Annotated in this window: 15 protein-coding genes and 1 pseudogene; 6 read left to right on the top strand and 10 right to left on the bottom strand. The window is 62.5% G+C overall.

The features are described 5' to 3' along the window. Window positions 1-408 (bottom strand): annotated as a pseudogene (locus AC53L6_RS17825) (signal recognition particle-docking protein FtsY); the annotation flags it as partial. A 49-nt stretch (window positions 409-457) separates the two neighbouring features. Here AC53L6_RS17825 and AC53L6_RS17830 point away from each other — a divergent pair. Next, window positions 458-1,360: a lytic transglycosylase domain-containing protein gene (locus tag AC53L6_RS17830; protein WP_496908818.1), complete on the top strand. Its 903-nt coding sequence runs from the start codon at window positions 458-460 to the stop codon at window positions 1,358-1,360. Here the strand turns inward: AC53L6_RS17830 and AC53L6_RS17835 are convergent, their stop codons facing one another. Then, entirely contained in the window at window positions 1,361-3,055 is a 1,695-nt protein-coding gene (locus tag AC53L6_RS17835) for an NAD(P)H-dependent oxidoreductase subunit E (protein WP_496908819.1), read from the bottom strand. 211 nt (window positions 3,056-3,266) lie between these two features. Here AC53L6_RS17835 and AC53L6_RS17840 point away from each other — a divergent pair, with 211 nt between their 5' ends. Continuing rightward, window positions 3,267-4,298, top strand: coding sequence for an alkane 1-monooxygenase (locus AC53L6_RS17840; protein WP_496908820.1), 1,032 nt, complete (start codon window positions 3,267-3,269; stop codon window positions 4,296-4,298). 49 nt (window positions 4,299-4,347) lie between these two features. After that, complete coding sequence (locus AC53L6_RS17845; protein ID WP_299773029.1) at window positions 4,348-4,743, top strand: hypothetical protein; 396 nt, start codon at window positions 4,348-4,350, stop codon at window positions 4,741-4,743. A 138-nt stretch (window positions 4,744-4,881) separates the two neighbouring features. On the opposite strand, the gene xseA is transcribed toward AC53L6_RS17845, so the two are convergent. After that, window positions 4,882-6,426 (bottom strand): exodeoxyribonuclease VII large subunit, encoded by a 1,545-nt coding sequence (gene xseA / locus AC53L6_RS17850; RefSeq protein WP_496908821.1) that lies wholly within the window; start codon window positions 6,424-6,426, stop codon window positions 4,882-4,884. 67 nt (window positions 6,427-6,493) lie between these two features. On the opposite strand from xseA, the gene purD reads away from it, so the two are divergent. Beyond that, a complete protein-coding gene (gene purD / locus AC53L6_RS17855) occupies window positions 6,494-7,759 on the top strand; it encodes a phosphoribosylamine--glycine ligase (RefSeq protein WP_496908822.1) in 1,266 nt (421 codons plus the stop codon). Between the two features lie 93 nt (window positions 7,760-7,852). On the opposite strand, the gene AC53L6_RS17860 is transcribed toward purD, so the two are convergent. From AC53L6_RS17860 to AC53L6_RS17870, 3 genes are read right to left on the bottom strand one after another with little or no spacing between them, the layout of a single operon-like run. Beyond that, the gene (locus tag AC53L6_RS17860; RefSeq protein ID WP_496908823.1) at window positions 7,853-8,251 is read right to left on the bottom strand and encodes a hypothetical protein; all 399 of its coding nucleotides are present in this window, start codon (window positions 8,249-8,251) and stop codon (window positions 7,853-7,855) included. Continuing rightward, window positions 8,248-9,015 (bottom strand): FG-GAP repeat domain-containing protein, encoded by a 768-nt coding sequence (locus tag AC53L6_RS17865; protein ID WP_496908824.1) that lies wholly within the window; start codon window positions 9,013-9,015, stop codon window positions 8,248-8,250. The genes AC53L6_RS17860 and AC53L6_RS17865 overlap by 4 nt, the downstream gene beginning before the upstream one ends. Beyond that, entirely contained in the window at window positions 9,015-9,338 is a 324-nt protein-coding gene (locus tag AC53L6_RS17870; protein WP_299211857.1) for a 2Fe-2S iron-sulfur cluster-binding protein, read from the bottom strand. Before AC53L6_RS17870 ends, AC53L6_RS17865 begins: the two co-directional genes overlap by 1 nt. 125 nt (window positions 9,339-9,463) lie before the next feature. Here AC53L6_RS17870 and AC53L6_RS17875 point away from each other — a divergent pair, with 125 nt between their 5' ends. Together AC53L6_RS17875 and AC53L6_RS17880 are read left to right on the top strand one after the other, a co-directional pair. Beyond that, window positions 9,464-9,892 (top strand): OB-fold nucleic acid binding domain-containing protein, encoded by a 429-nt coding sequence (locus tag AC53L6_RS17875; protein ID WP_496908825.1) that lies wholly within the window; start codon window positions 9,464-9,466, stop codon window positions 9,890-9,892. 70 nt (window positions 9,893-9,962) lie between these two features. Beyond that, entirely contained in the window at window positions 9,963-10,493 is a 531-nt protein-coding gene (locus AC53L6_RS17880; protein WP_496908826.1) for a peptidoglycan-binding domain-containing protein, read from the top strand. 111 nt (window positions 10,494-10,604) lie between these two features. Here the strand turns inward: AC53L6_RS17880 and AC53L6_RS17885 are convergent, their stop codons facing one another. From AC53L6_RS17885 to hflK, 4 genes are all read right to left on the bottom strand, one after another. After that, window positions 10,605-12,077 (bottom strand): Do family serine endopeptidase, encoded by a 1,473-nt coding sequence (locus AC53L6_RS17885; protein ID WP_299211866.1) that lies wholly within the window; start codon window positions 12,075-12,077, stop codon window positions 10,605-10,607. A 172-nt stretch (window positions 12,078-12,249) separates the two neighbouring features. Further along, window positions 12,250-12,444, bottom strand: a complete 195-nt coding sequence (locus AC53L6_RS17890) for a DUF2065 domain-containing protein (protein ID WP_189369560.1) — start codon at window positions 12,442-12,444, stop codon at window positions 12,250-12,252. Beyond that, the gene (gene hflC, locus AC53L6_RS17895) at window positions 12,444-13,370 is read right to left on the bottom strand and encodes a protease modulator HflC (RefSeq protein WP_299211870.1); all 927 of its coding nucleotides are present in this window, start codon (window positions 13,368-13,370) and stop codon (window positions 12,444-12,446) included. The genes AC53L6_RS17890 and hflC overlap by 1 nt, the downstream gene beginning before the upstream one ends. Next, entirely contained in the window at window positions 13,370-14,536 is a 1,167-nt protein-coding gene (gene hflK, locus AC53L6_RS17900) for an FtsH protease activity modulator HflK (RefSeq protein ID WP_299211873.1), read from the bottom strand. Before hflK ends, hflC begins: the two co-directional genes overlap by 1 nt. Window positions 14,537-14,609: the final 73 nt, after the last annotated feature.

Below are 14,609 nucleotides of genomic sequence, written 5' to 3' on the forward strand. Positions count from 1 at the left end.
AGGCTCAGGCTCAGGCTCAGGCTCAGGCTCAGGCTCAGGCTCAGGCTCAGGCTCAGGCTCAGGCTCAGGCTCAGGCTCAGGCTCAGGCTCAGGCTCAGGCTCAGGCTCAGGCTCAGGAACGATTATCGGTTCCGGGTCGGGTGCAACAGGTGTTTCGATGGGTTCAGACACAGGTTCCGGGTCCGAAATCACCGGCGCTTCGACCGGCGCAGGTTCAGGTATCGGATCGGACACCGGCGGCATTTCGACCGGTGTAGGGGCCGGCGTTGGATCGGGTGTAGGCACGATCTCGGGGTCAGGTGCCGCAGCCTCTTCGACACCGCCGTCTTCGACAATCGCTTCCAGCCCTTCGTCAATCTTGGACGAAGACTTGAACAGCCGATCCTTGAGTTTCTTGAAAAACGCCATGATGCCCCGATACTTGATCTGATCCCTGACCTAATACGAGCGCACGGGCATGAAAAGGTATGAGTTCTGGGCCATCGCCGTGTTGGTCCTTGGGATTTGGTCCCCGTTTGCTGTCTTGGCGCGGTCTCCGGGCACCTTATGTTCGACTGGCGCGCTTGGGCCCGTGGCGTGTATCCGACCCGAACACGCAGCGTTCGATATCTGTCAGCATATCGAGGAGGCAAGCCGCAGGCATTTGCTTGACCCCGGTTTCTTTGCCCGGCTGCTGTGGCAGGAAAGCCGGTTTGATGCCAATGCGCTCAGCCCGGCGGGCGCGCAGGGGATTGCACAATTCATGCCCGGTACAGCTGCGTTGCGCGGGCTGTCGGACAGTTACAACCCGGCTGAGGCGATGGAGCGATCCGCGCAGTATCTGGCGGAGTTGCTGCGCCGATACGGGAATGCGGGGCTGGCTGCTGTTGCCTATAATGGGGGCGAACGGCGGGCCGACGGGTTCATCGTGGGGGATGGTCTGGCCGGTGAAACCATTGACTACGTGCAAATCATCACGGGCCTGACTGCCGAAGATTGGCGCGATGCACCGCCCGAGCAGCACGACTTTCGCCTTGATCCGAGCAAGCCGTTCATGCCCGCGTGCCTCGCCATGGCGCGCAACCGAAAGGTCAGTGCGATCAAAGGGATACCGGGCAAGCCGACCCTTCCGAAATGGGGGGCGCAGATCGGATTTGGCAAGACCAAGGACGCAGCCCAGAGCAAGGCCAAGGACGCGGCGCGATTTTGTTCCGCCCTCGTGGACGCGCGCGTGGATATAGTGTTTGTCAAAAATCGCGTGCGGGGGCGACCCGGCTATCACATGGCGCGGGTGTCTGGAAATGACCGTGGGGCCGTGTCGAAAATCTGCCAGAATGTGCGGGCGCAGGGGTGCCCCTGCGCCGTCTACAAGAACTGGTGATCAGATTTCATCCCCGAAATGCTTCATCGTCAGCTTGATCGGGTTCGGGGCCGCCTGCCCCAGACCACAGATGGAGGCATCTGTCATGGCGGTGCAGAGTTCATCGAGCAGCCCCTGATCCCATGTGTCGGCCTGCATCAGCTTGACCGCTTTTTCGCAGCCCACCCGGCAGGGTGTGCATTGGCCGCAGCTTTCATCCTCGAAGAACTTGAGCATGTTGAGTGCTGCGTCGCGGGCGCGGTCCTGGTCCGACAGGACCACCACCGCCGCCGAGCCGATAAAGGTGCCGTGCGGTTGCAGCGTGTCGAAGTCGAGCGGGATGTCGTTCATTGAGGCCGGGAGCAGGCCCGAGGACGGGCCGCCCGGTTGGTAGGCTTTGAACACGTGGCCGTCGGCCATACCGCCCGCTGCGTCGATGATGTCGGTGATCGTGGAGCCCGCAGGCAGCAGGTACACCCCCGGCTGCGCGACACGACCCGAGACGGAGTAGCTGCGCAGGCCGGTGCGCCCGTTCTTTTCGGTGCTGTTCAGCACTTCGGGCCCTTCGCGGCAGATGCGCGCGATCCAGTGCAGGGTTTCGACGTTGTGCACCAGCGTGGGCTGGTTGAAGATGCCAACTTGCGCCACGTAAGGGGGCCGGTGACGCGGCAGGCCGCGCTTGCCTTCGATGCTTTCGATCATCGCAGATTCTTCACCGCAGATATAGGCGCCCGCGCCGCGCCGCAGGTCGATATAGCCGGGTTTCGCGATGCCTGCGTCTTCCAGCGCCTTGATTTCGCGGGCGAGGATGTCGAGCACGGCGGGGTATTCGTCGCGCATGTAGATGAAGCACGTGTCCGCCTCGACCGCCCAGGCGGCGATCAGCATGCCCTCAAGGAACAGGTGCGGAGTGCGTTCGAGGTAGTACCGGTCCTTGAACGTGCCCGGTTCGCCCTCGTCCCCGTTCACGGCCAGATAGCGCGGACCCGCGTTGGCACGGACAAAGCCCCATTTGGTGCCGGACGGGAAGCCAGCACCGCCCAGGCCCCGCAAGCCGCTTTCCTTGATCTTGGCCTGCACGTCTTCCCAATTGCCGCTGCCGCGCAGTTGCTTGAGGGCCGTGTAGCCCCCTGCAGCGGCGTAGGTGTCCAGCGTTTCGTAGTCCGGGATATGCGCGTGCGTGTCGTTTGCCGCGATGGCTGCCTGCACCTTCTCCGGTGTGGCGTTGTCGATGTGGTTGTGGCCCAGTTCAAGCACCGGCGCCGTGTCGCACCGGCCCATGCAGGGCGCGCGGAGGACGCGAACTTGGGTCGGGTCAAGGCCATCTTCGAGGGCGGATTTGAGCGCTTGGGCCCCCGCCAACTCGCAGCTGAGCGAGTCGCAAACGCGGATGGTGAGTGCGGGGGGCGGGACCTCGCCCTCTTTCACCACGTCGAAATGGGCATAGAAGGTGGCAACCTCGTAGACCTCGGCCATGCTGAGGCGCATTTCCTCGGCCAGCGCACGCAGGTGGGCGGCAGAGAGGTGGCCATAGGTGTCCTGGATCAGATGCAGGAATTCGATGAGCAGATCGCGGCGGCGCGGTTGGTCGCCGAGCAGCGCCTGCACCTCTTCCCAGGCCTGATCCTCAAGCGCGCGGCCCTTGGGGCGGACACGCCCCTTGCCCTTGCCCGATTTCCAGACACCTTTGCCTTTTGCTGACTCATCCAGCGCCATCACACGCACTCCTGCCCTGATTTGGCCGAAGAATATCAGCGCGGCCAACGCGCGATCAGCCCAAAAGCGACGCCCCGGCACACAAATCACGCGCGTATCGTCACCATGTCGCCGCCAATGGGTCACGCTTTGGCAGCAAATTGAAGCTAAACGCATCCTCTGTCAGGCTATGATACCGTCCAACCGCGAAAACCGGAGTGATTCTGCATAGATGCCGCCACTGCTGCCTTTTGTCGTTGCAAGCTTTTTGCCCGGCGCGTGCCTGGCGCTCGCCTGTTTGTTGGGCGGGCCCTGGCCGATTGCCGCTGTGCTGGTCATCACGGTTGTTGTCTTTTTCCTCGACAAGCTGCCCGTGCGTCCAGCGCCCTCGGACCAATCCGGCCACCGGCTGTCCGAGGCCCTGGGTGTTGCCCATTTCATCCTGTTGGGCCTGACGGTTTGGGCCATGGGCACGGATCTTGCGATGCTCGACAAAGGGCTGATCGTCGTGGCGGCCGGGCTGTATTTCGGGCAGGTGTCCAACTCCAATGCGCATGAATTGATCCACCGTGCGGACCGCTGGGCGTTTCGTCTTGGCGCGGCCTGCTATGCCTCTAACCTCTTTGGCCACCACACCAGTGCACATCGTCTGGTGCACCATGTTCACGCGGCCACGATGGCCGACCCCGCCACAGCCCGTCTGGGGGAAGGGTTCTGGGCCTATCTTGCGCGTGCTTGGATTGGTGGGTGTCGCGATGGCCTATACGCCGAACGAAGGCGCCATGGCGGTGCGCGGCTGCCGCGCCCTTACCTTTTTTATGGTTTGGCGTCTGTGCTGAGCGTTGCGGTTGCTTATGCGTTGGCTGGTGGTGCGGGCATCTTCGGTCTGATCCTTGTCAGCGCGTATGCGCAGATCCAACTGATGCTGTCGGATTACGTCCAGCATTACGGGCTGATGCGGCGCAGCATGCCCGGGGGTCAGTTGGAGCCGATGGGTCCGGCCCATTCATGGAACGCACCACACTGGTACTCGGCGGCGATGATGCTCAACGCGCCGCATCACTCGGCCCACCATGCTCGCCCGGCGACAGCATTTCCACGTCTGGAACTGGACGCAGAGACCATGCCCATATTGCCCCACTCCCTGCCAGTGATGGCCGTTTTGGCGCTTGTGCCACCCCTTTGGCGGCGCATCATGGACAGGCGGGCGGAACGATGGACGGGTGCCGCGGTGCAAGGCAGGATAACGCCAGCACCCGCATGAAACGACACGTCCTCTGGCAGGTTTCGCACAGCTCTGCCACAGTGGGCGCATGATCATTCGCCTCTTGCTGATCCCGCTGGCCTTCATAGGCGCCGCCGCCATGGCAGAGCCAATGACGGCGGCCGAGTTCGAAGCCTATGTGACAGGCAAGACCCTGTATTATGGCCGGTCGGGCGAAGCCTACGGCGCTGAAATCTATCACGAAAACCGACGCGTTACATGGTCCTTTCTGGATGGCGAATGCAGGGATGGGACGTGGTACAATGACGGCCCCCTGATCTGCTTTGTCTACGAAGACCGCCCGGATCCGCAATGCTGGACGTTTGAGAAGAGAGCCGGCGGATTGATCGCAACCTTCGAGAATGATCCTGCCAGCACCGAGCTGTACGAAGCGCAGGATGTTGGCGAAGAAATGATCTGCCTTGGCCCAAAGATCGGCGTGTGAGCCGGGCGGACGACACGTCCGCCTTACAGATCCTGCATCACCGCGCCACAGACAGGGTGTAAGGCGGAGGTCACCTCCGCCTTATCCGGCGCGAGCTATGCTATGGAGCTTTGCCCGTAAGGCGCGTCTTGATGCGCCCTAGAACAGCGATCCCTGTTCTGGCGGTTTGGATGCGGCTTTCTGCGCAGCGCTCTTTCCGCCACCCAGTTTCATGCGCCCGTCAGCGAATTCGATCTCAAGGCCACTGGCCTGTTCCGCCGCGGCCCGGCTGGTCAGGATCTGCCCCTCGCCCCGCACAACGGCATACCCGCGTGCCAGCGTCGCCTTGTAGCTGAGTGTTTCACGCAGCCGATCCATGGCTGCAAGCTTGCGGTGCAGCCCCTCCAATTGCCTCTGACCAGCGGCTTGCATGCGGGCCGTTGCATCCCGCAGCCGTTCCGACTTGCGCGCTGCATCCTGCCCAATCCGCGTCGGGGTCAGGCGGGCCGTGCGCGCCTCCAACCGTTCGCGTTTCGCAGCAGCGACACGGGCCAACGCCGGTTCAAGTCGCATAGACAAGGCATCAAGACGACGTCTTTCTGCCTCGAGGCTGCGTCGTAAGGTGGCCGGACGTAGGCTGCCCGACACCTCGGACAGCCGCACCTTGCGCCGTTGCACACCCGCGATCAGCGCGGGTCCAAGTTGGCCGCCCGTCACGTCAAGCCGTTGGCGCGGCCCTTCGACCAGCGCATCCGCGCGCGGCAAGGCGCGGGCCAGATCGCGCAACCGCTGTTGCCGTCGCTGCATCCCGCCACTCACCGCGCCCGTCATCCGTGCGCCTGCCTGTTCGACCCAGGCCAGCAGCTCGTGGCGCACCGGCACGGCCATTTCGGCGGCGGCCGTCGGCGTGGGCGCGCGCCGATCCGACACGAAGTCGATCAGCGTGGTGTCGGTTTCGTGCCCCACCGCTGAAATCAGCGGGATGTCCGAGGTAGCAGCGGCGCGCGCGACCGCTTCTTCGTTGAAGCCCCAGAGATCCTCGACGGAGCCACCGCCGCGCGCCACGATCAGCAGATCGGGTCGGGGCATGCCGCCCCCGGGCGTCAATGCGTTGAAGCCTGCGATGGCGCGCGCAACTTCCGGCGCACAATTGGCCCCCTGCACTGCCACCGGCCAGATCAGCACCTTGCGTGGGAACCGATCCCGCAACCGATGCAGGATGTCGCGGATCACGGCCCCCTGCAGAGACGTCACAACCCCGATCACCTCGGGCAGGTAGGGCAAGGGCCGCTTGCGGGCGTCGTCAAACAACCCCTCGGCGGCGAGCGCCTTTTTACGTTTTTCCAGGAGCGCCATCAGCGCGCCCTGCCCCGCAATCGCGATGCGCTCGGCATTGAGTGAGAATTTGGATTGGAAACCCGAGGCCGTCATGCGGCCTTCGGCCACGACCTCCATCCCCTCCTCGGGCATGGTGCCCAGACCGCTGACCTGTCCCTTCCACGTCATGCAGGACAGGACGTTGCGATCATCCTTGAGGTCGAAATAGAGGTGGCCGGAGCGTGCCAGCACAACGCGCCCGACCTCGCCCTTGATCCGGACCCAGCCCAGTTCGCCCTCGATCAGCTTGCGCACCTTGCCCGCAATCTCGGACACCGAAAACTCGGGTGTGTTCGAACCGGGAACGGGATCGTCAAGCAGGTCCATGGGCCATCCTTGTGCTGCGGGTCCGGCCAGCTTAGAACGCGGCCAAGTGAAGGCCAAGGAGCAAGTGATGAACATTCTCATTCTGGGCGGCGGTGGCCGCGAGCACAGCTTGGCCTGGGCGGTGTTACAGAATCCCAAATGTGACCGGCTGGTCGTGGCCCCCGGCAATGCGGGGATTGCGGCTATTGCCGAGTGCGCGAACCTGGACATCAATGATGGCGGCGTTGTCGCGACATTCGTGGAAGAAGAGTGCATCGATTTCGTGATTGTCGGTCCCGAAGCTCCGCTTGCCGCCGGGGTGGCCGACCGTTTGCGGGATGCAGGCGTGCTGGTTTTTGGCCCGAGCCGGGCCGCGGCGCAGCTCGAAGCGTCCAAGGCTTTCACCAAGGCCATCTGCGATGCGGCCAACGCACCAACGGCTGCGTATGGTCATTTCACAGATGCCGCTGCAGCCAAGGCGTATGTCACCGAACAGGGCGCCCCGATTGTCGTCAAGGCAGACGGGCTGGCCGCAGGCAAAGGTGTCATCATCGCCGAAACCGTCGCACAGGCATATGCCGCAATTGATGACATGTTTGGCGGCGCTTTTGGCGGTGCCGGGGCCGAGGTGGTGATCGAGGAATTCATGCAGGGCGAAGAGGCGTCTTTCTTTGTCTTGTGCGACGGGACCGACGTATTGCCCATCGGCACTGCGCAAGACCACAAGCGCGTGGGCGAAGGCGACACGGGTCCTAACACCGGCGGTATGGGAGCCTATTCCCCGGCCCCCGTGCTGACCGATGACATTGCCGAACGCGCCCTTGAGGAGATCATCCGCCCGACAATGGCGGAGATGGCGGTGCGGGGCATGCCGTATCAGGGTGTACTCTATGCCGGCCTGATGATCGAAAACGGCGCGCCGCGCCTTGTTGAATACAACGTGCGTTTTGGGGATCCGGAGTGCCAGGTGTTGATGATGCGCCTAGGCGCGCAGGCGTTAGACCTGATGCATGCAGCGGCCGAAGGCCGGTTGAACAAAGCACAGGTCAATTGGGCGGAGGATCACGCGATCACCGTCGTGATGGCGGCAGAGGGATACCCAGGGGACTATGCAAAGGGGGCTGTGATCAACGGGCTCAACACGCTGCCCGCTACCGGCAGCCAGATGGTATTTCACGCTGGAACGTCAGCACGGGATGGCAAGATCACCGCATCTGGTGGGCGCGTTCTGAATGTCACGGCCCGGGGCGCATCCTTGCACGAGGCCGCCGACAGTGCCTACGCGATGATTGATGCCATCGACTTCCCCGGAGGCTTTTGCCGCCGTGACATTGGTTGGCGGGCGCTCGACTAGGACAAGCGCGCCCCAGCCCCTTGCTTCCCTGTTTCAGAAAATCCCCGCCGGAGGCACCGTTCGGATGCAACCGGGCAGAGGAGCTGCGACAGCTTACGACATTGGCGCTTGCGTGCAGGCCACCGGATCGTCGCTGATGTCCACAACCTCCTGCACCTCTCCCAGATCATCGGTTGAGGCGACAAACAGGCGTGCGTCACGGAGAAACGGGACCCAGCAATGCTGCACACCGGGCGGGTCATCATCGTAATCAAAGCAGACCTGACCATTGTCCGCCGTCACCATGCCAAAGGCGCAGGTCCCATTTGCGCGCGCCCAGACAGTACGATTGCGGGACAAGAACTGTTCGATCCCAACAGGCTGACGATTTGGAAAGGTCGCGAAAGACGCGGTCCGGTTGGCGACAAGGTCCAGAAACTGCTCGGGCGTCAGGCGGTCCTGCGCAACAGCGGGCGCCGCGGCAAACAGCAGGGCAACAGCCAGTCGGATCATTGGCAGTCCATGGCGCGGGCAAAGGCCGGGCGTGTCGTGTCGGTGCCCAGGTACATGCGCTGAAACTGTGATCCATCCCAGCGGATGGCCACAAGGTCCGACCAGTTCGCGGTAGCCAGGATCATCTCGGGCACTCCCGCGCAGGTGCGGATGCCGCCGGCGATGTCCACCTCGCCGATCCTGTGGTTGGTGAGGCCCCGCAGGTCTGCGGCAGCGGTCAGGGTGCCATCTGCAAACCGCCAGATGCGCAATGTCTTGGCCAGATGCGGACGGTCAATATAAGCGATCTCGGTCACGCCGTCGCCGTCCAGATCAGCAGCACCCAGCGGGGCAAGCCAACGGTTGCGGGTTCCGATATGTGGCGTCTCGGTGATCTTGCCCTGCGCGCCATAAATCGCAAAGGCAGCCCCGGCGGTGACATCGGCTTCGACCACCAGGACCTCGGGTGCGCCATCGCCATCCAGATCGGCAAGGCGGGGGGCCACGTCTTCGAAGACGTGATCGCCGGGCAGGACAAAGCGGCGTTGCTCTCCGTCCTGCATCTCAAGCTCGAGAGCACCCCATTCGATCGCATCGCCAAGGATGCCATGGGCATACCTGTCGGTCGGATCGGTGTAACGGGCCGCCACGATAACGTCGGCCAGGGCAGGCGCTGAGGGTGCCACGAGCGCCAGCGCGGCCAGCAACACGCGCAGCGGTTGCAACGCGCCGCGGGCGGGCGGACGCAAAAGGCGCAACAGCAGACGCGGCGCCCTGATGGGCATCAGATCTGCTTTTCAGGCATCTGCACGACAAGCCCGTCCAGCGCATCCGTCACCTTCAGCTGGCAGGTCAGGCGCGAACGGGTCACATCCGGTTCGTAGGCGAAGTCGAGCATATCGGTTTCCATGTCGTCCTTCGTCGGCAATTTCTCGACCCAATCGGGATGCACATAGACATGGCAGGTAGAACAGGCACAGGCCCCACCGCAATCCGCTTCGATGCCCGGAATGTTGTTGTCACGTGCGCCTTCCATGACCGTCAGGCCATTGGCCACGTCCACAACATGCTCGGTTCCGCCATGTTCGATATAGGTGATCTTGGCCATTCTCGTGCCCCCTTCAATCCGCATTCCGCATATCTCTACCGGGCAGGAGATAAGGCTGCCAGCCCCTTTTGCGACCCCCGACTTTTCCACTTGCGACATGGTACATTTGTTCTATTTTTGTTCTCATGCAAATTTACCCCTCCTCCCCGTCCGGGCATGCGCCCACATGGCCCCGTCCCCCGGCGTGTCTGCGCGCGGGCGAGCTGGATGCGCCACCGGTGAATGCGCGGGTGGCGGTGGCAGGGCTGGTGATCCTGCGGCAACGCCCTGGTACGGCCAAGGGCGTGATCTTTCTCACGCTTGAAGATGAGACGGGCGTGGTGAACGTCATCGTTTGGCGTCACGTCTACGAACGCTTTCGCCGTGCCGTGGTGGCCGGGCGCATGTTGAAGGTGACGGGCCGGATGCAGCGGGCCCACAACGTCACCCATGTGCTGGCCGAAGAGATCAAGGATATCTCGCCCCTGCTCGACCAGCTTCTGGCGGAAGGCACCGGGCGGCATATGGGACACGAGACACGCACGGATACCTGGGAAAGCCGCAAGGGCGGCTGACGCAGCGGGGCTAGGCAGAGGCAGGGCCCGCAGCTATGTTGCCCTGAAAAGCCCAGCCAGAGGCCCGAGCATGACATTCAGACCCCTCTTCCCGGTTCTTGCCGCCGCATGCATTGTCGCAGCCTGCGCCGAAGATGGCGCAGTCACATCAACCGCAAATGTCGATCCCATTTCGCTGGCAACCGCCCCGCCCGGGGCGGCACCGGGCACATGTTGGGACAAGACGGTGAGCCCTGCCGTGGTCGAGACCGTGACCCGCAAAATCCAGCTGCAACCCGCACAGATCAGCAGCGATGGGCGGGTTCAATCGCCTCCGATTTACAAAACCGAGACAAGCCAGCAGGTTGTCCAGCCGCGTCGGGAAACCTGGTACGAAATTCTTTGTGACGCTGATGTCACGCCCGACTTCGTTGCATCGGTCCAGCGTGCGCTGGAGGCGCGGGGGTTCTACAGCGGACAGATCACGGGCGAGATGGACGCCCGCACCCGGGCCGCAATCGGGAAGTATCAGGCCGCAGAGGGCCTGGACAGCAAGACCCTTTCCATCGCCGCCGCCCGCAAGCTGGGACTGATCACTGTCGCCAATCCTGCCGCAACCTAACGGGCGGGGCGCACCAGCAGGTGCGCCTTACAGGCGGGCACATCGCTGCAAACCCTGAACAAGAAAGGCGCCCCGAGGGGCACCTTACCTATTTCATATCGATGACGGTACTTACTCGGCCAAACTGAGCGCCACGAAACGTGGATCACCCGCCCGACGCACCAGCAGCAGAAGCGATTTGCGCCCTGCTTCTTTCACGTCATCCAGCCGCGTCTCGAACTCGCCAATGCTGTTGACCTTTTGCTGCCCTGCTTCGGTGATGATGTCACCTGCACGCAGGCCCTTTTCGAAGGCTTCGCTGGTCTCGTCCACCTCGACAACGGCCAGACCTTCCTGATCCGCGTCAGCCCCCAGCTGTTCACGCAGCTCATCCGTCAGAGTGCTGAGCGTCAGGCCAAGCACATCCTTGGTTTCGGCTTCGGCAGGGCCCTCTTCGGGCGCCGCAACGGCGGGCACGGCGCCTTCGGCTTCCTCGCGCCGTCCAAGTGTCACGCGCAGAGTGACTGTTTCACCATTGCGGAACACGACCACGCGCACCGTTTCACCAACAGGGCTATTGCCCACCTGGCGCACCAGGCCGCGCGTGTCGGCAACATCAACGCCGGCAAAGCTCAGGATCACGTCGCCATCCTGCATGCCGCCATCCTTGGCCGGGCCGTCCGGGACGGATGTGACAAGAGCACCAGTTGTGCTTTCGAGGCCAATCGCTTCTGCAATGTCATCCGTCACGTCCTGAATGCGTACACCAAGCCAGCCGCGGCGGGTTTCGCCGAATTCCTGCAGCTGGTCGACCACGCGGATCACGACGTTGGAGGCCATCGAGAAGCCGATACCGATCGAACCGCCATTGGGCGACAGGATCGCTGTATTCACGCCAATCACTTCACCATCCATGTTGAACAGTGGACCACCGGAGTTGCCGCGGTTGATGGCCGCGTCCGTCTGGATGTAGTCATCATAGCTGCCGCTCAATGCGCGGTTGCGCGCCGACACGATACCGGCAGAGACTGAAAAGCCCTGACCAAGCGGGTTGCCCATCGCAACCACCCAATCACCGACACGCGCAGTGTCACTGTCGCCGAATGGCACGTGCGGCAGAGCCTCATCTGCTTCGACCTTCAGCAGCGCGATGTCCGTGTTCGGATCGGTGCCGACCAGTTCCGCAACCAACTTTTCTCCGCTGAAGAATTCGATCGTGATCTCGTCTGCGCCTTCGATGACGTGGTTGTTCGTGACGATGAACCCATCTTCGGAAATCACAAAGCCGGACCCAAGCGCCGACGAACGGCGCGGCCGGTCACCCTGGCCATTGCGATCTTGGAACTCGCGGAAAAAGTCTTCGAAGGGCGAGCCTTCGGGCACGATGCCTTGGGGGCCGGTCCGCCCTTCGATCACCGTGGATGTCGTGATGTTGACCACCGACGGGCTGATCTGTTCTGCCAGAGGGGCCAGGCTTTCAGGGCGCGCCTGCGCCATGAGCGCCTGCACCATAACAAAGGCCAGCGCCAAAGCGCCCAACCACAGGGCACGAAAGAGGGGCATTGGGGAAAGCCGTCCGGAGACGGCGATTGCCTGTCGCTGCATCAGGTTACTCCTGCATAGTCTTGTTGACCGTTTCGGTCATTTTGCACACGGACGCGCGCACCTGCGCACACCGTGCATGTAGGGTTGCATCCTTGCAACATTAAAGATGGATCAGCGTCTCGTGGTTTCAACAGAGCGTGATGTGCACGTGAACATTCTGAAATGCATTGCCTTACAAACCAATAAAAAAAGCCAGCCAGATAAAGATCAGTCCGGTTACGAGAACGAGCGCACCAAACAGACGTCGGGCGCTTTCGGGCATGGTGCGCAGCACCTCAAGCACGCGTTCAATGAGCGAAGGGGCCAGCACATAGGCCAGCCCCTCCACCAACATCACAAGTCCCAGGGCCAGAAGGACCCAAGCCATTACTGTCCCGCGACGGCTGCGGCTGCTGCGTCCGCGGCAGCGGCAGCGGCGTCCGCCGTCGCACCGGTCGGTGACTTCAGGTAGTTGAAGAAGTCAGAGTCAGGTGACAGCACCATGGTCGAGTTCGACCCCTGCAACGACCGCTGGTACGCGGTAAGCGACCGATAGAATTCAAAGAATTCCGGGTCCGCGCCAAAGGCGTCGGCAAAGATCGAGTTCCGGCGCGCATCGGCTTCACCACGAATGATCTCGGCCTGACGTTCTGCGTCCGACGTCAGTTCAACCACTGTCCGGTCCGCCTGCGCACGCACACGCTGCGCCGCCTCGTTACCACGGGCGCGTTCATCGGTCGCTTCCCGCTCGCGTTCTGCACGCATCCGCTCAAAGGTGGCGTCAAGGTTTTCGGTTGGCAGGTCGGTCCGTTTCAGACGCACGTCCACCACTTCGATGCCCAGCGCGCGCGCTTCGGCGATGGCACCGTTGCGAATGCGCAGCATCAAGGCCGCCCGGTCCGAGCTGAGGATGTCGTTCGACGACACCGAACCCAGCACTTCGCGCAACTCGTTCCGCAGAATACCGTCGATCCGACGATCCGCCGACTCTTCGCCACCCGTACCAACGGCTTGCCGGAACTGGTTCACATCGGTGATCCGGTAACGGGCAAAGGCGTCGACAACGAGACGGCGATCATCAAGCGGTGTGACCTCAAGCGGTTCGACATCACGGCTCAGGATACGGTCGTCATAGCGCACGACTTCCTGAATGAGCGGGATCTTGAACGCAAGCCCGGGGTCTTCCTTGATGGCGACAACACGGCCAAACTGCAGGACAAGTGCCTTTTCGCGTTCATCTACGATGAACAGGGACGACAGACCGATGGCTGCGATTACAACGATGATGGGCAGCAGGAAAGTTGATCTCCGCATCAGTTCGACTCCGCTGGGTTACGGCGCAGCTCGTTCAGCGGCAGATAGGGCACAACCCCCTGCCCTCCGGCACCTTCGTTTTCATCAAGAATGATCTTGTCCACACGGCCAAGCACCTGCTCCATGGTTTCAAGATACAAACGCTTGCGCGTCACTTCGGGTGCTTTGGCGTACTCGCTCAGAACAGCGGAGAAACGGCTGGCTTCACCCTCTGCCTGGTTGACCTGCTGAGCACGGTAACCTTCGGCCTCTTCCAGAAGCTGGGCCGCCTGACCACGTGCTTCCGCAAGCACACGGTTGGCATAAGCGTCCGCCACGTTCTGCAGCCGGTCCCGCTCTTGTTCCGCCGCTTGCACGTCACGGAACGCGTCGATCACGGATGCAGGCGGGTCCGCCTTGTCAAAGTTGACACGGATCACCGTCACGCCGCTTTGATAGCTGTCGAGCGTGCTTTGGATCAGGTCCTGCAAGCGACCGGCGATTGCCCCACGATCCCGGTTCAGGATCGGCGCCAGATCGGATTGCGCGATAATCTCACGCATCGCCGATTCCGACACGGCCCGAATGGTCGGGCGCGGGTCACGCAGGTTGAACAGGAAGTTGGCCGGATCATTGATGTTCCAGACAACCTGGAAATCGATGTCGACGATGTTCTCGTCGCCGGTCAGCATCAGGCCGGCATCACCGCCACGACCGCCCACACCAATTTCTTCGGTTTGTTCGCGGGTCACGGGGATCACTTCGGCTGTCACGACGGGCCAAGGCGCAAAGTTCAGGCCGGGGCTGCCGATGGACGAAAACTCGCCCAGGAACAACTCGACAGACTGTTCTTCGGGCCGGACGGTGTAGAAGCTCGCCATCCCCCAGAGTACAAGTGCTGCAAGGGCCCCAAGGCCCAACGTGCCGCGCGTCAAGAACGGACCACCGCCGCCGCCTGAACCGCGACCGCTGCCGTTGCTGCCGCCACCACGACCACCCATGAGGACACGCAGTTGTTCCTGGCCTTTTTTGACCAATTCGTCGATTTCGGGGATCTGCGGACCATCATCACCGGGCCCACGCCCGCCATTGCCGCGGCCGGGACCGCGAGAGCCATTGCCACGATCATCGTCGCCGCCGCCCGATTTGCCGCCACCCCCCCAGGGGCCGCCTGTATTGCCAGCCATGTGGTATTATTCTCCTCTTGCCGTGCAGCCAGTGCCGCACCTTGTGCATTACCTGTGATTTTTACCAGAAAAT

The sequence above is a fragment of the Tateyamaria sp. LSS28 genome, from assembly GCF_059611725.1.

Excerpts from the sequence above, each read along its gene's own strand:
- AC53L6_RS17880 (WP_496908826.1), top strand. The coding sequence starts at position 9,963 with ATGACATTCAGACCCCTCTTCCCGGTTCTTGCCGCCGCATGCATTGTC.
- AC53L6_RS17875 (WP_496908825.1), top strand. The coding sequence starts at position 9,464 with ATGCAAATTTACCCCTCCTCCCCGTCCGGGCATGCGCCCACATGGCCC.
- AC53L6_RS17860 (WP_496908823.1), bottom strand. The coding sequence starts at position 8,251 with ATGATCCGACTGGCTGTTGCCCTGCTGTTTGCCGCGGCGCCCGCTGTT.
- AC53L6_RS17865 (WP_496908824.1), bottom strand. The coding sequence starts at position 9,015 with ATGCCCATCAGGGCGCCGCGTCTGCTGTTGCGCCTTTTGCGTCCGCCC.
- purD (WP_496908822.1), top strand. The coding sequence starts at position 6,494 with ATGAACATTCTCATTCTGGGCGGCGGTGGCCGCGAGCACAGCTTGGCC.
- AC53L6_RS17890 (WP_189369560.1), bottom strand. The coding sequence starts at position 12,444 with ATGGCTTGGGTCCTTCTGGCCCTGGGACTTGTGATGTTGGTGGAGGGG.
- AC53L6_RS17885 (WP_299211866.1), bottom strand. The coding sequence starts at position 12,077 with ATGCAGCGACAGGCAATCGCCGTCTCCGGACGGCTTTCCCCAATGCCC.
- AC53L6_RS17840 (WP_496908820.1), top strand. The coding sequence starts at position 3,267 with ATGCCGCCACTGCTGCCTTTTGTCGTTGCAAGCTTTTTGCCCGGCGCG.
- AC53L6_RS17835 (WP_496908819.1), bottom strand. The coding sequence starts at position 3,055 with ATGGCGCTGGATGAGTCAGCAAAAGGCAAAGGTGTCTGGAAATCGGGC.
- AC53L6_RS17830 (WP_496908818.1), top strand. The coding sequence starts at position 458 with ATGAAAAGGTATGAGTTCTGGGCCATCGCCGTGTTGGTCCTTGGGATT.
- hflK (WP_299211873.1), bottom strand. The coding sequence starts at position 14,536 with ATGGCTGGCAATACAGGCGGCCCCTGGGGGGGTGGCGGCAAATCGGGC.
- hflC (WP_299211870.1), bottom strand. The coding sequence starts at position 13,370 with ATGCGGAGATCAACTTTCCTGCTGCCCATCATCGTTGTAATCGCAGCC.
- xseA (WP_496908821.1), bottom strand. The coding sequence starts at position 6,426 with ATGGACCTGCTTGACGATCCCGTTCCCGGTTCGAACACACCCGAGTTT.
- AC53L6_RS17870 (WP_299211857.1), bottom strand. The coding sequence starts at position 9,338 with ATGGCCAAGATCACCTATATCGAACATGGCGGAACCGAGCATGTTGTG.
- AC53L6_RS17845 (WP_299773029.1), top strand. The coding sequence starts at position 4,348 with ATGATCATTCGCCTCTTGCTGATCCCGCTGGCCTTCATAGGCGCCGCC.